The sequence below is a fragment of the Streptomyces sp. NPDC002577 genome (assembly GCF_053594815.1).
Genome location: NZ_JBSFWK010000046.1, coordinates 18397 through 32212, shown reverse-complemented (window position 1 = coordinate 32212; position 13816 = coordinate 18397). Strand labels below are relative to the sequence as shown.

The following is a 13816-nucleotide window of genomic DNA, read 5'->3' as shown; positions in this document are numbered from 1 at the left end:
CAGTGATCATTCACGCTCGGCGAGGTCGGCCTTGACCTGACGCCGGATGATCTTCCCGGTGGGGGTCATCGGCAACTCGGCGACGAAGTGAAGTCGTTGGGGTGTCTTCAGCGAACCCAACCGCCCGCGCAGCCATTCGGCCAGGTCGCTGTCGCGTGCGGCCTCGCCGGGGTGCAGCACGACGGCGGCTTCGATCCGCTCGCCCCACTCCGGGTCGGGCAGGCCCACGACGCAGACGGCTGCCACGGCCGGGTGGCGCAGCAGGGTGTCCTCGATCTCGCCGGGGCCGATGTTCTCGCCGCCGCGGATGATGGTGTCGTCACCACGTCCATGCACGAACAGGTAGCCGGCGTCGTCGAGGGTGGCCAGGTCGCCGGTGGCAAACCAACCGTCGGCGTCGGTGGCGGCGCCGGAGCCGGGGGCGGCGACCTGCGGCCCGCGCAATAGCAGCTCGCCGCGCATCCCCGGCTTGACCTCGACGCCTGCCTCATCCTGGATGCGTACCTCGATGCTGGGAACGGGGCGGCCCACCGACCCCAGGCGGGCTCGGGCGGCCGCGTTCCCCTGGTGTGCCGCGCGGTGGTCGTCGGGGCCGAGCACCGCGATGGTGGAGCTGGTCTCGGTCAACCCGTAGGCGTTGACGAAGCCTGCGTCAGGGAACAGCTCCAGGGCGCGCTCCAGCACGGGTAAAGGCATCCGGGCTCCCCCGTAAGCGAGGTGGCGGAGGGTCGGGACCCGCAGGGACGGGTCGGCTTCCATCGCCTCGACAATGCGGGTCAGCATGGTGGGCACCAGGAACGCATGGGTGATCGCGTGGCGTCTGGCGGCAGCCAGCCACTCCTCGGCGGTGAAAGCGGGAAGGGTGACGATGGTGCGGCCGCAGTACACCGAGCTCAGAACGGCGGAGACCCCGGCGATATGGAAGGGCGGGACGGCGAGCAGTAGCGCCTCGTCCTCGCCCGCGCTGCCGAACTCGACTGTGCCGAGGATGTAGGCGAGCAGGTTGTCGTGGCTCAGCTTGATCGCCTTGGGCTGCGCTGAGGTGCCGCTGGTGAACAGCAGGATCGCCGGGGCCTGGGGTTCGAGGGGGCCATCGGGGACGCCGGGGGCGGCGAGCAGGCCGGCCAGCCAGTCGTCCAGCGGGGTGACCGGGTGCGCCCCGGCTTCGGTCGCAGTGGCGAGGTCCTGGGTGCGGGCCACGGCTCGGGCGGGGAGGGTGCGGGCGATGAGCGCGGACAGCGAGGCCGCAGGCAGGCGGTGGTTGAGCGGGGCGTACACGGTGCCTGCATAGGCTGCGCCGAAGAGCGCCACCGGCGCGGCGGGATTGGTGGGACCCAGGTAGGCCAGTGCTGCGCGCGGCGCGGCAGCCCGCAGGTCGGCAGCGACAGCGGCGGCGGTGGACCGCAGCCGGGCGTAGTCGAGTGTCAGGCCGTCAGGCTCGGCGGACCGTACGGCAGTCCGGTGCCCGAATCCGTCGGTGGCCATGTCCAGCAGCATCGCGATGTTCACAGACAGTTCTCCAGGGTGTCGAGCAGGTACGGGTCTCGGACCGGGGGCAGGTCGGATCGACAGCGTCGTCGGTGGCCGCGTCGTCGGTGGCCTGGAGGGCCCCCGGTCGTCAGTCTGAGGCGGGCAGGTGCGTCGGCTGGGCGATGTCCATCGATGCGCTGTCTGTCATGTGCCACGGCCCGGGTACGGCCCGTTCCGCCAGTCCCCCGACACCGAGCGACGTATGATCCGCCAGCCCTCCTCCGTGCACACCACCTCGTCGTGGTAGCGGACGCCGACCACGAGGTTGTCGGGATGATCGGCTCCTGCCGTATCGCCCTGGAAGTGGTAGGCGACCGCGTACGTCTCGACCCGTCCGGACCGGCAGCCCTCGTCGATGTCGGCGATCTGGTTGCCCATGAAATGCATGGTCGCGGGGAAGCACTCGACTCCCGGGCGCAGTCGCGCCAGGTACTCGTCCACGGGAAGGGCATCACGGGTTCCCGCCACAAAGGCGCCGTCCGCGAAGCAGGAGCGGACCAGCTGCCAGTCGCGCCGGTCGACGCCCCGCGCGTACAGCATCGGCAGCCTGCGGACGCACCGTTCCGCCCACAGCAGCTCCGTGTGATCGGCTGCCTGCCGGCTCCGGCGGTCGGTCATCGCGGCGCTCCCCCGGACTCGAGCGCGCCGGTGTCCTCGAGCCAGGCCAGCGTGCGGCGCAGGCCCTCCTCCAGGCGCAGCGGGGTGTGGCCGAGCCGGGCTCGGGTGAGCGTGTCGGTGTAGTAGGGCTCGGGGAACCGGCGGTGGGCCAGGGCCACCAGGCTGGGGCCGTTGGCACGCTGCAACTGCGGGTCGGCGTCCAGTTCCTCGGCGGTGATGTCGGCGACGCGGTGGTCGGAGCCCGCCAGTTCGCAAGCCCGGTTGAGGAACTGCGCCGTGCTGCACACGTCGTCGGGGGAAGCGAACGCCAGGTACTTCTCACCTGCGACCCCCCGGTCAAGCGCGGCGACGGTCACTGCGGCCACGTCGTCTGCGTACGACCACGGGATCGGGAAGTCCACGGTCGCCGCGATGGCCCGCTCGAGCGCCAGCTTGATGCGCAGGTTGTAGCTGGGCGCCTGCATGGCTCGGCCCAGTACCGGCGACGGCCCGAAGGTGCCGCCGGGAATGACCACACAGGCGTCCTGGCCGTCGCGGGCGCGACGCATCAACTCGACGAACGCTGCGCGCTTGGAGACGGTGTACGGGTCGCTCGGCGGATCGTCGAGCAGCGGTGAGCCCTCGGTCAGAGGTGCGGTGGTGTAGTCGAAATACGTGGTGGTGCCCAGCGCGACAGTGCGACGGCAGCCGACCGCGGCAGCCGCGTCGAGTACGTGCCGCAGGCCGAGGGTGTTGACGCGGGCGTGCTCCTCCGGGTCCTGGGATGCGCCGCCGAGGACGGCTGCCGAGTGGACGGTGAACTCGGCGTCCTTTGCGGCGGCCAGAACGTCCTCGCCGCGGGTGATGTCGCCTTCCACAGGGACCACGCCCAGTTCGCGCAACGGCTCGTACGCGCTGCCCGAGCGGACCAGGGCGCGTACCTCGTCGCCGCGCTCGCGCAGCCGGCGGCAGATGTTGGCGCCGATCAGACCAGTCCCACCGGTGATGAACACAGTGGCCACGACGAGCCCCTCCTCAGCGTCAGCCGGGCGCTGCGCCCGGCACCGTAGAAGCCTTATGGGCGATCTTTGCCAGAATTGCGGGTGACGGCTGCACCGGCGGCCGCGGTGGCGCACCTCGTGGGCCATGAGGCCGACCTCAGGTGCGGAAGCCGCCGAAGCCGCCGCGGAAGAACAGCAGGGGTCGGCCTTCACGCGGAGCGTCGAGGGCCTCCACGCGGCCGACGACGATCTGGTGGTCTCCGCCCTCGTGCACGACGTCGATGACACAGTCGATCCATGCGAGCGAGCCGTCCAGGAGAGGCATCCCGGAGGGACTGGGCCGCCAGCCGACGCCGTTGAACTTGTCGCCCCCGCTGACGGCGAAGCCGTGGCACAGCTGCTCCTGCTCGGCGCCGAGTATGTTCACGCAAAATCGGCCGGAGGCCTGGATACGCGGCCAGGTCGTGGACATACGCCCCGCCGAGAAGGCGACCAGCGCCGGCTCCAGGGACAGCGACTGGAAGGACTGGCAGGCGAAGCCGACGGGAGCGCCGTCATCGATCGACGTGATGACCGTGACGCCGCTGCAGAAGTGCCCCAGGACCCTACGAAATTCTGCCGAGTCGACGACCGGTGCGAGGCTTGGCTGCGCTGCCGTACGTGGCGACACAGCCGTCATCGCCCCCTCGCCCCACGCCGTCCCGCGTCTGCGCAATCTCCGTCGACTGCTGCCGAACGCCTCGCCCACGACGCCTGATCTTCACCCATCGCCCTTTCCGCCTTCCTGGTTTCCCAACGAATCGTCTCCATGGAACCCTGCCGCTAGTATTGCCATCTTTTAAAGGATAGCAATACTAGCTCTATCGGACGATGTCAGTTGAGGTCGGCGCGAAGGCGAGAGGGAGAACCGGCAGTGGTGCCGCGACCGGATGGCACTCCTCGGACCGTCAGGAGGGCAGGGCAGCATCGACACCGACCCGGCGAATCGCACCACCCGCTGCCGGCTCGGCGCCGACGCTGCCGCCCGGGTCGACGGCGACCTGCAGACAGGGAAGTAGGCGATGGACGATCTCGAAGCCATCCGGCAACTCAAGGCACGCTACTTCAGGCTGCTCGACACCCAGGAATGGGACGCCTTTCGGGATGTGTTCGCACCCGACCTGCACATCGAGGTGGAGCACGACCCGCCGTTCGTCTTCGACGAGCGAGATGCCTACTTGACCGCGCTCCAGCCGATCCTGGCCGGCGTCCGGACCTGCCACCACGGACACACCCCGGAGATCACGCTCACGTCCCCCGACCGGGCCACGGGGGTGTGGGCCATGGAGGACCACGTCTGGTACCCGAACGGCGCCACCCTGCACGGCTACGGCCATTACCACGAGACGTACGCCAAGGGGGGCGACGGGGCCTGGCGCATCGTCTCCTTGCGACTCACCCGGCTGTGGGTCGACCAAACACACCCGACCGCCGGCTGACGCGCACCGCGGACTCGCCCGTCTGCGGACCGGCTCGCCTGGCTCGTCCAGCTCGTCCAGCTCAGAGTCAACTCCGAGTCGACGAGTAGACCGGTTCCATGTCGCCTACGAACCTTCACGTTTCGAACCTCAGCCATCACTCCTCAAGGAGGCTCCCTTGCCCGTCATCAAGCCACAGGAGATACCGCAGAACGGGGGCGGCCGCTGGCCACACACCGGCTTCCGCTCGGTGTAGTGGGGCGACATGGAAGTCGGCTGGACCGTGGTCGACGGTCCCGTCGACTGCACTTCCGGCTACAAGGGTCTGCCGGGCGACGTGTGCCAGTGCCCGCACTACGCCTACGTCCTCAAGGGCCGGGTGCGCTGCGTCTACCCGGGCTCCGACTGGCCGGACGAGGTCGCCGGCGCCGGTGAGGCCTACTTCTTCCCGGCCGGCCACAGCCTCATCTACGAGGAGGCCAGCGAGGTACTGGAGTTCAACCCCGCCGCCGCCCTGCAAACCCTGATGAACCACTTCGAGGAGACCATGGCCAAGGGCTGGGACGGACACACGGACGGAAAGAACTGAATCCCTCGCGCGGCCGGGCATGGGCGGTATGTCACGGCGGTCCAAGTCGACCGCGCCATCGACGGGATCGCCACAAAGGGCTGGCTGCCCGGCCGTCAGTAATCGTCCGTGGACTCGTAGAGGCCGGCGAACTCCAGCTTGCCGTTGCGGACACGGCCGTAGTGCAGCCAGTCGCCCTTGAACAGCTGGTGGTCGTAGGGCCCTCCAGCGATATGGGTGTGGGGGCCGCCGGTGACGGCCGGCATGAAGCGGATCCGCTCGAGCCCCTCCTTCACTCCGGACCCGGTCAGGACGGGGGCCCGGTGCAGGGCCTCGACGACGACCGCGGCCATGTCGTAGGCGAGGCCCGGGATGGCGTTGGGCCACATCCAGGGATCCTCCCCGTAGCGGGACACGAAGCGGTCGTGGAAGGTGTGCATGCGCGGATTGTCGGGGCACCACTGGTCGATCCCCACCCAGCCTTCCAGCTGTTCGAATCCCCAGATGTACTGCATAAAGGCGGTGGTCATGATCCGGGGAGGGTCCCAGGCGAGCGTCTCCAGGGCCTGCCGTACCGCTCCAGAGACGACGAGGCCGCCGTATCCGAGCCAGACCAGGGCGTCGGCGTCAGCGGATCGCAGGGCCGCGAGCTTGTCGGCCAGCTGATCAGCGGTGGTGGCGGCGCTCACCGACTCCATGGCCGCGATCGACACTCCCAGTCGGCGGCACTCCTGCCGGAAGAACCGGAAGTATTCCTCCGCGATGGGCGACCAGGGGCTCACCACGGCCGCGCTCCGGTGGCCGTTGCGCTTCAGCCAGTTGACCATCAGGGCCGGGTCGCCCCCGACGTCGCCGTTTCCGAGCCGGAAGCAGTACTCCCCGTGGAAGGCGTCGGTTCCGCACATGCTGATCAGCGGCACCCGGCGGGCGTTGGCGTGCTCGGCCAGGACCATGGCCGAGTCGGTGTAGTTGGCTCCCACCACCGCCAGGCAGCCTGCGTCGACGAGCCGGTGGAACGCGTCGACGCCGCTCTTGGCCGAGCCCTGGGGCAGCCCGGCCTCGTCCTCCATGACGAACTCGTAGGGACGGTCGAGGACTCCGCGCTCGATGCCCTCCTCGAAGGCCATCCGGATCTCGCGCTCGAACCGCGCCCACTCCATACCGAGCCAGCCGACCTTGATCGGCGCCAGCCCCAGCCAGCGCTCCTCGATCGATGCCATGTGTGCCGGGTCCTTTCAGTACTGGGTCGTGAGTCCGCCGTCGCATATGTATGCGGCGCCGGTCAGGTAGCGGGCCTCGTCGGAAGCCAGGAACGCGGCGAGGGCGCCGGCGTCCTCAGGCGTTCCCATCCTCTTCAGCGGGGCGTTTCGCTCCATGGCATGGCGAGCGGCGTCTGTATCCGGGTACTGGCCCATGTCGACCCGCCGCTCGAAGGACGCGCGGAGCAGAGGCGTGTCGATGGTGCCGAAATGGATGGAGTTGACCCGGACGTTCTGGCCGCCGAGTTCTCGGGCCGCACACATGGACAGCATGCGTACCGCGGCCTTGGAGACGTTGTACGTGAGGTTGGCCGGGTCGGCGAGGTAGGCGCCCACGGACGAGTTGTTGATGATCGCTGTGCCGCCGGGCCACCGGTCCGCCCGCTCGACCAGTGACTCCATGCACGTCTTGATACCGATGAACTGGCTCTCGAAGTTCACGCTCATGCCCCTGCGCACGTCCTCCAGGGAGAGCGTTGCGAGTGACCCGCCGAAGCTGGCGCCGGCGTTGTTGACGAGGATGTCGAGGCCGCCGAACCGGTCGAGCACAGTGGCGTGGACCTGCTCCCAGTCCGCCTCGGACGAGACGTCCTGACGTAGGAACAGAAGACGGTCCGCGCCGAACTCGCTCGCCGCGATCTTCAGCGACTCTTCGCCCGTCTCCGTGTCGATGTCGGAGAACACCACGCCGTCGGCGCCGGAGCGCAGCAGGGCCTTCACGATGCCCTGTCCGATTCCGTCGGGCTGACCGGCTCCGGTGACCAGCGCGACTCGTCCTTGCAGGTTTGTCATGTCACGTCCTCTGTCTCAACGCTCGGGCTTCTTGAGTGCTGGGGATTTCACTGTTGGGAGCTGGTTCCGCTGCCGGGTCGCGGCTGCTCCCTCACTCCGTGCGAACGAGTCCCTTGAGCATCTCCGCCGGGTCGCGCGGCCGGCTGAGCGTCTGCAGTACGTTGGCGCGTGCCGCCACACTGGCCCTGCCGAGATCGTCGTGGGTGAAGACCCAGAAGTCTCCGCGGGCGACGCCCTCGAGCAGATGCTCGGCAGCCTCGAGAGGACTGAGGGCGACTGTGTCGTTGGCGTGCTGGAGCGCGTCGAACATCTGGTTGGCCATGGGGTTGTCGGTGGGTGCGTCACGCCGGGCGGAAGCGAAGATCTGACTGCGTACCGCGTGGGGCAGAACCACGGATACCTGGATCGGCGCTCCCACCAGCGCGAGCTCCTGGTGCAGGCACTCGCTCAGCGCCAGAACGGCATGCTTGCTCACGATGTACGGCGTCTGGAGTGGCGCGGTCGCCACGCCTCCCACTGAGGAGATGTTGACGATCGTCGCCGGTGCGCCGGCCTGGATCATCCGGGGCACGAAGGCGCGCAGCCCGTGGAAGACGCCGCTGACATTGATGCCCATGACCTTGTTCCAGCGGTCCGCTCCGATCTCCCAGATGAGGCCGGCATTCTCCACGCCTGCGTTGTTCACCAGCAGCTCGACCGTCCCCTGGGCCTCGAACAGGGAGGCGGCCATCGCGTCCACCGCGTCGGCATCGGCGACGTCCACCTGGTACGGGACCGCCGACGCACCCTGCGCGCACAGATCGGTCGCGACACCCCGGGCCGCATCGGCATCGATGTCCGCGACCACGACATGCATGCCAAGTGCCGCGAGATGGCGGACGAGGCCTTCCCCGATGCCCGAACCCGCTCCGGTCACCACCGCCGTTCCGCCGTTGAATCTCTGTGCTGCGTTCAATTTGACTCTCCGTCCGTGTGAAGGCATGGGATTCGCCGCGAGGGCTACCGGGTGGTGCCCACCATCACCGTGAGAAGGCGAATCGGCTTGTCCCCGTGGTTGCGCCACGCGTGCCTGGTGCCCCGCTGCACGACGCAGTCGCCGGGCTGCAGGATGGTGGAGCCTTCGTCGAGGATGAGTTCTACGGGGCCGTCGAGGATGAAGAGGTAGTCGATGGTGTCCGTCTGATGGAACCCCTCGGCGTCGATGTCCTGGTGGATCTCCCCCTGCTGCTCGCTCACCTGCGCCAGCGCCGCGCGGACCACATGGTCCGGGTCAAGGGAGACGATGCGGAAGTACGCGGCGCCCGGTGCCGGCTGCAGCGGCTGCGGGCCCGCCCCGGAATCGCAGCCGTAGGGCAGCTCCGGGGTGGCCATCCAGATCTCGTCGCACCAGATGTTCGGTGCTTCCGAGTCGGTGAGAATCCGGGACTTCCCGTCGACCTCGTCGGTGATCACTCTACGGACGGTCATGACCAACTCCCTGCGTCAGGCCGTTTTCGGCCTCGGTTCGGTACGGAATCACCCGGGCCTGGACCGATCCGGGCGCCAGAGCGCTTCAGCCCGCGGCTGCCTCTGCGAAGGCAGCGAGTTCGCCGAGGATGTCCGGCCCTGCGGGGTTGTAGACGACCTCGGCGATGCCCTCGGCACCGGTCTGGTCGAGCCGGGTCCGGATGGACTCGGCGTCGCCCGTCCAGCCCTGACTCAGGATGGCGGCGCCCGCGGCCTGGACGCCGGCCCGGTCGCGGTCGGTCATGCAGCACAGGTGACCCTCGTGTACAGCGAGATGGCGCTGGTGCTCCGGCCGGGCCGAGAGCATCGCCTCGCGCCAGACCGCGCCGCCCGGCGTCCGGTCGAGGGCATGCGGCCACATTTCCCAGATGCCGTGGAAGCCGGTGCTGTACTGAGGTCCGATGGCTTCGACAAGGCGAGGGGTGGTGTGGTCCTCGCCCGGACGGATGACGGTGCCGTTGATCAGGAGGGCGTTGGACTTCCAGGCGTGGTGCTCGCCTTGCTGGGGAGGGGAGCTCAGGATGACGCCGTCGAGGCCCAGATGGCGCGACGCTTCGAAGCCCTTGGGCCCGCTGGGTGCGGACCAGATCGGGGTGGTGATCGGGCGGTCGGGAGCCCAGCCAGGCGAGTGGATCATCTGGGTGGCGACGCCTTCGATCTCGACGACCTCCCCGGCGAGCAGACCGCGGATCTGGCGGATGCAGGTGTCAAGTTCCGACCACTTCATCGGCTTCTGGCCCATCGCTCGGCAGGCGGTGAAGCCGGTGCCGAAGGCGACAGTGAGCCGGTCGGGGGACAGTTCCTCGATGGACGCGATCGCCGACGCGGTCACCATCGGGTGGCGGGTGCTGGGCACGGCGACGCCGGTTCCGAGCTTGATGCGCTGGGTCTGTTCGGCGAGCCGGCCGAGCGCCACCCAGATGTCCCCGTACAGCGCCGGCGAGTCGAACAGCCACAACCGTTCGTAACCCAGGTGTTCGGCGGCGAGTGCGTAGTCGACGACGTCCTTGCTGGGTGGCAATGCCACGGAAAGTGCCGGTCGGGTCATGGGGTTTGACCACCTTCTGCCGGTTCGGGATGCGGGTGAGCCGGTGGCGCCGCTACGCGGGCCGGGGGTGAAGCGTCTGAGGGGCAGGATCAGCGGATCGCGGCGAATTTGGCGCGGGTGAGGGCGCCGATCTCGGCGAAGGCGGTCCGGGCCCGGCCGACCGAGGCAGCCCGGGAGAGGAAGTCATGGCAGACGCCGGGGTAGCGCAGCAGTGCCGTGGGAACACCCGCCGCGGGCAGCCGCTGACCGTACTCCTCGACGCCGACCCGCAGCGGGTCCGCTCCGGCGGACACCACGATGGCGTCCGGGATTCCGGACAGGTCATCGGCCAGGACCGAGCTCGGCCCTGTCGGGGTGGCTGGGCGGCACGTGCAGATCAATGAGGCGGTGCGAACGCGTCGTTGAGGTCATGCGGCGACTCCCGAGCCGACCGGTCCCTTGTTGTGACGGTCAGTCAAACCACGTCACCGTGTGTTGTCAACCATTTGGACTGCAAGATAGGATCCAATTTGGGATGATCATTCTCGCGGAAGGACGGTCTCATGGCATTCGCTCTCCGTGCGGTCTCCGAGCTTCCCGAGCATCTGCAGGAACTCCGGGCCGAGGTGCGGGACTTCCTCGAGAAGGAGATCGCAGCCGGTGCATTCAGGCCGCAGGGCGACGCCTGGATGTCGGGGATCGATCAGAGCTTCAGCAGACGGCTCGCCCAGCGCGGGTGGGTCGGCATGACGATCCCTCCCGAGTACGGAGGGCACGGCCGCTCCGCCCTGGAACGCTACGTGGTGACGGAGGAGTTGCTGGCCGCCGGGGCACCGGTGGCCGCACACTGGATCGCCGACCGGCAGATGGCGCCGAGCATTCTGCGTAACGGAACAGAAGAACAGAAACGCCGTTACCTTCCCGGCATCGCGGCGGCTGAGAGCTTCTTCGCGATCGGCATGTCGGAGCCGGACTCCGGCTCCGACCTCGCCTCCGTCCGCACACGGGCGGTCGAGACGGACGACGGGTGGAGACTGACCGGCACCAAGGTCTGGACGAGCGTGGCGCACATCGCCAACGCGGTGATCGTGCTCGCGCGCAGCGACCCCACCGACAGCCGGCACCGCGGGCTCTCCCAGTTCATCGTGGACCTGCCCCACCCGCGGATCCGGATCCGGCCGATCATCACCATCGACGGCGCTCACCATTTCAACGAGGTGGTCTTCGACGATGCACTCATCCCGCCGTCCGCGCTCCTGGGCGCACGCGGCGACGGGTGGCGCCAGGTGACCGCCGAACTCGGCAATGAACGCTCCGGACCCGAGCGGCTGCTGAGCACACTGCCGCTGCTGCGCGAGTGGTCACGCTCGACCCGCGCCGCCACGGACCCGGTCGCCCGCGCGGACCTGGGCCGACTGGTCACCCGACTGGTGGCCCTGCGCGAGCTCTCCCTGTCCGTCGCCGACCTGCTGGACCGCGGAGAGCAGCCCTCCGTCGAGGCAGCTCTGGTGAAGGACCTGGGGACCACCTTCGAAGGCGATGTCGTGGACGTCGTGCGAAGGCACACGGGTCCGGAGCTCGAGGCCGGCTCGGGCCTCGCCTCCATGCTCGCCGAAGCGGTCGTGCACGTACCCGCCTTCACGCTGCGCGGAGGCACGAACGAAATCCTGCGCTCCATCGTCGCGAAGGGACTCGGTGACCGATGAGCGATCACCTGGAAGACCTGACCGTCGCCGTCCGGGATGTGTTCGCGGGGCGGCACCCCCTGGACTCGTCGCCGCCGGCCGGGTCCGACCGGAAGCTGTGGGACGACCTCGAACGGCTCGGCTTCACCTCCCTCACGGTTCCCGAGGAACTGGGGGGCGCGGGCGGTACCTTACGGGATGCGGCCGTTCTGATCCGTGAGGCCGCTGCCGCGAGCGCCGCCGTCCCGCTGGCCGAAACACTGTTCCTCGCCGGTCCGCTGCTGGCCGCCGCGCAGGCGGCCCTGCCTGCCGGCATGCTCACGGCCGCCACCGGCGACGTCACCGCCGAGACAGGGTCCTGCGGATCCTGGCGGCTGAGCGGGTCGCTGTCCCGCGTCCCCTGGCTGCGCTCCGCCGATGTCCTGCTGACCCTGGCCGACACTCCGCAGGGCCCGGCCGTCGCACTGGTCTCGACCGACACTCCCGGGCTGCGCGTGTCGCCCGGGGAGAACCTCGCCGGGGAGCAGCGCGACAGCGCGATTCTCGACGGAGTCGATGCGTACGAGATCCACTGGCCGGCCGACGCAGGCGGGCAGGGCGAACTGTTGCTGTACGGGGCAGCAGCACGAGCGGCGCAGCTGGCTGGTGCGGCACGCGCCGTTCTGGACGCCACGTCCCGGTACGTTTCCGAACGGGTGCAGTTCGGCAGGCCCCTGGTCCGCTTCCAGGCGGTGCAGCAGCAGCTTGCGCAGCTCGCGGGTGCTGTGGTCACGGTCGAGGTCGCGGCGGACGCCGCCGTACTGGCTCTCGCGGAGAGCGCACGCCACAGGGAACTGGCCGTGGCTTCTGCTAAGGCCGAGGCTTCAGCGCTGGCCCGGCAGATCACGGCAATCGCCCATCAGTTGCACGGCGCGATCGGTTTCACCCGCGAACACCGGCTCGGCGCCCACACCACGCGCCTGTGGTCGTGGCGTGAGGAGTATGGCAACGAGCTCTACTGGCAGCGCCGAAGCGCCGACCTCGTGGCGGAGACGGACGACCCGTGGCAGTTGATCTCCGGCGCGGACCGTAAGGCCCACAACCGCACAACACCATGGAGCCGTACCGGTGTCAGCTGAACACGATCTCAAGTCGGCGCAGCGAGACGCCTGGACAGCGGCGCCGGAAGCCCAGGGCGTCCTCAAAGGCCTGCGTGTACTCGATCTCAGCAGGGTCCTGGCCGGGCCGTACTGCGCCCAGATGCTCTCCGATCACGGAGCGGGTGTGATCAAGGTCGAAGGACCGGGAGGCGACGAGACGCGTTCCTGGGGACCGCCCTTCCATACGGACGGAACGAGCGCCTACTACCACGGTCTGAACCGCAACAAGCGCAACGTGTCCCTGGACCTCTCCACGTCCGCGGGCCGAGAGGTCCTCGCCCGCCTCATCGCCGAAGCCGATGTGGTGGTGGAGAACTTCAAGTCCGGGACCATGGCCCGATGGGGTCTGGGCTATGAGGACGTCCTGGCCGAACGACATCCCCGGCTCGTGTACTGCCGTATCAGCGGATTCGGAACCGACGGCCCACTGGGCGGCCTGCCGGGTTACGACGCCGTCCTGCAGGCCTACGGCGGTCTCATGAGCATCAACGGATACCCGGACCGGGAGCCGCTGCGCGTCGGGGTGCCGATCGTCGATCTCATGGCCGGCAACCTCGCCTTCAGCGGGATCCTGCTGGCCCTGCACGACCGCAGCGCCGGCGGTCTCGGCCAGCTCGTCGACATCGCGCTCCTGGATGCCGTGATCTCGCTGCTCCATCCGCACTCGGCAAGTTGGACTGCCGACGGGCGCACCCCGCGGCGTACGGGCGGCGCCCATCCCGTTGTCGCCCCCTATCAGCTCTTCCGCACGCGGACGGGCGACATCTTCATCAGTGCCGCCAACAACCGCCAGTTCAGAGCGCTCATGACCGTCCTGGGCCGGCCCGAGACCGCTGACGATCCCCGCTTCGCCGACAACGCCGGACGCATCACGCACCTGCCGGAGCTCATCGCAGTGCTGTCCGCTCTGGTCAGCGAGCGGGACAGTGGCCCACTGGGCCAGGAGCTCATCGCGGCAGGCGTCCCGGCGGGCCCGGTGAACGACATCGGTACCGCTCTGAGCGACCCCCAGGTGGCCCACCGCGAACTGTTCGTCGACGACGACTGCTACCGCGGCGTCGGGGTGCCGATCTCCTTCAGCCGCTCGGCCACCCGCAGGCCTGCCGCCCCGGTTGCTCGCGGCGCCGACACGGCTGCCGTCCTGGACGGGCTCGGCTACGTGGAGGAGGAGATCGTGCGGCTGAAGGCCGAAGGGGCATTCGGATCGTGAGCGGGCCGGGCTGGACACCACGCCAGCAACGCAACGAGAAGATGC

Annotated in this window: 16 protein-coding genes; 6 read left to right on the top strand and 10 right to left on the bottom strand. The window is 69.0% G+C overall.

Features of this window, described 5'->3' with window-relative positions; genetic code table 11:
• Nucleotides 1-6: 6 nt before the first annotated feature.
• The 4 genes from ACWD4J_RS36085 to ACWD4J_RS36070 form a co-directional block, all read right to left on the bottom strand.
• Complete coding sequence (locus ACWD4J_RS36085; RefSeq protein WP_451399732.1) at nt 7-1509, bottom strand: class I adenylate-forming enzyme family protein; 1503 nt, start codon at nt 1507-1509, stop codon at nt 7-9.
• A 165-nt stretch (nt 1510-1674) separates the two neighbouring features.
• The gene (locus ACWD4J_RS36080) at nt 1675-2148 is read right to left on the bottom strand and encodes a nuclear transport factor 2 family protein (RefSeq protein WP_451399731.1); all 474 of its coding nucleotides are present in this window, start codon (nt 2146-2148) and stop codon (nt 1675-1677) included.
• Entirely contained in the window at nt 2145-3149 is a 1005-nt protein-coding gene (locus ACWD4J_RS36075; protein ID WP_451399730.1) for an NAD-dependent epimerase/dehydratase family protein, read from the bottom strand. The genes ACWD4J_RS36080 and ACWD4J_RS36075 overlap by 4 nt, the downstream gene beginning before the upstream one ends.
• A gap of 136 nt (nt 3150-3285) precedes the next feature.
• Entirely contained in the window at nt 3286-3807 is a 522-nt protein-coding gene (locus tag ACWD4J_RS36070; protein ID WP_451399729.1) for a flavin reductase family protein, read from the bottom strand.
• Between the two features lie 250 nt (nt 3808-4057).
• Between ACWD4J_RS36070 and ACWD4J_RS36065 the strand changes: the two genes are divergently transcribed.
• The 3 genes from ACWD4J_RS36065 (at nt 4058) to ACWD4J_RS36055 (ending at nt 5174) form a co-directional block, all read left to right on the top strand.
• Nucleotides 4058-4186 (top strand): hypothetical protein, encoded by a 129-nt coding sequence (locus ACWD4J_RS36065; RefSeq protein WP_451399728.1) that lies wholly within the window; start codon nt 4058-4060, stop codon nt 4184-4186.
• 3 nt (nt 4187-4189) lie between these two features.
• Complete coding sequence (locus ACWD4J_RS36060) at nt 4190-4606, top strand: nuclear transport factor 2 family protein (RefSeq protein ID WP_451399727.1); 417 nt, start codon at nt 4190-4192, stop codon at nt 4604-4606.
• Nucleotides 4607-4850: 244 nt separating this feature from the next.
• Nucleotides 4851-5174 (top strand): hypothetical protein, encoded by a 324-nt coding sequence (locus ACWD4J_RS36055; protein WP_451399726.1) that lies wholly within the window; start codon nt 4851-4853, stop codon nt 5172-5174.
• 95 nt (nt 5175-5269) lie between these two features.
• Here ACWD4J_RS36055 and ACWD4J_RS36050 read toward each other — a convergent pair whose 3' ends face one another.
• From ACWD4J_RS36050 to ACWD4J_RS36025, 6 genes are all read right to left on the bottom strand, one after another.
• Nucleotides 5270-6373 (bottom strand): ABC transporter substrate-binding protein, encoded by a 1104-nt coding sequence (locus ACWD4J_RS36050; protein ID WP_451399725.1) that lies wholly within the window; start codon nt 6371-6373, stop codon nt 5270-5272.
• Nucleotides 6374-6388: 15 nt separating this feature from the next.
• Nucleotides 6389-7204: an SDR family NAD(P)-dependent oxidoreductase gene (locus ACWD4J_RS36045; protein ID WP_451399724.1), complete on the bottom strand. Its 816-nt coding sequence runs from the start codon at nt 7202-7204 to the stop codon at nt 6389-6391.
• Between the two features lie 91 nt (nt 7205-7295).
• Complete coding sequence (locus ACWD4J_RS36040) at nt 7296-8159, bottom strand: SDR family NAD(P)-dependent oxidoreductase (RefSeq protein ID WP_451399723.1); 864 nt, start codon at nt 8157-8159, stop codon at nt 7296-7298.
• Nucleotides 8160-8203: 44 nt separating this feature from the next.
• Nucleotides 8204-8671, bottom strand: a complete 468-nt coding sequence (locus ACWD4J_RS36035; protein ID WP_451399722.1) for a cupin domain-containing protein — start codon at nt 8669-8671, stop codon at nt 8204-8206.
• 85 nt (nt 8672-8756) lie between these two features.
• Nucleotides 8757-9758 (bottom strand): LLM class flavin-dependent oxidoreductase, encoded by a 1002-nt coding sequence (locus ACWD4J_RS36030; protein WP_451399721.1) that lies wholly within the window; start codon nt 9756-9758, stop codon nt 8757-8759.
• 89 nt (nt 9759-9847) lie between these two features.
• A complete protein-coding gene (locus ACWD4J_RS36025; protein ID WP_451399720.1) occupies nt 9848-10138 on the bottom strand; it encodes an alpha/beta hydrolase in 291 nt (96 codons plus the stop codon).
• 162 nt (nt 10139-10300) lie between these two features.
• Here ACWD4J_RS36025 and ACWD4J_RS36020 point away from each other — a divergent pair, with 162 nt between their 5' ends.
• Genes ACWD4J_RS36020 through ACWD4J_RS36010 form a run of 3 tightly spaced genes read left to right on the top strand, consistent with a single transcriptional unit; the run spans nt 10301 to nt 13771 of the window.
• Complete coding sequence (locus tag ACWD4J_RS36020; protein WP_451399719.1) at nt 10301-11443, top strand: acyl-CoA dehydrogenase family protein; 1143 nt, start codon at nt 10301-10303, stop codon at nt 11441-11443.
• The gene (locus ACWD4J_RS36015) at nt 11440-12540 is read left to right on the top strand and encodes an acyl-CoA dehydrogenase family protein (RefSeq protein WP_451399718.1); all 1101 of its coding nucleotides are present in this window, start codon (nt 11440-11442) and stop codon (nt 12538-12540) included. The genes ACWD4J_RS36020 and ACWD4J_RS36015 overlap by 4 nt, the downstream gene beginning before the upstream one ends.
• Entirely contained in the window at nt 12530-13771 is a 1242-nt protein-coding gene (locus ACWD4J_RS36010) for a CaiB/BaiF CoA transferase family protein (RefSeq protein WP_451399717.1), read from the top strand. Before ACWD4J_RS36015 ends, ACWD4J_RS36010 begins: the two co-directional genes overlap by 11 nt.
• The last annotated feature ends 45 nt before the right edge of the window (nt 13772-13816 follow it).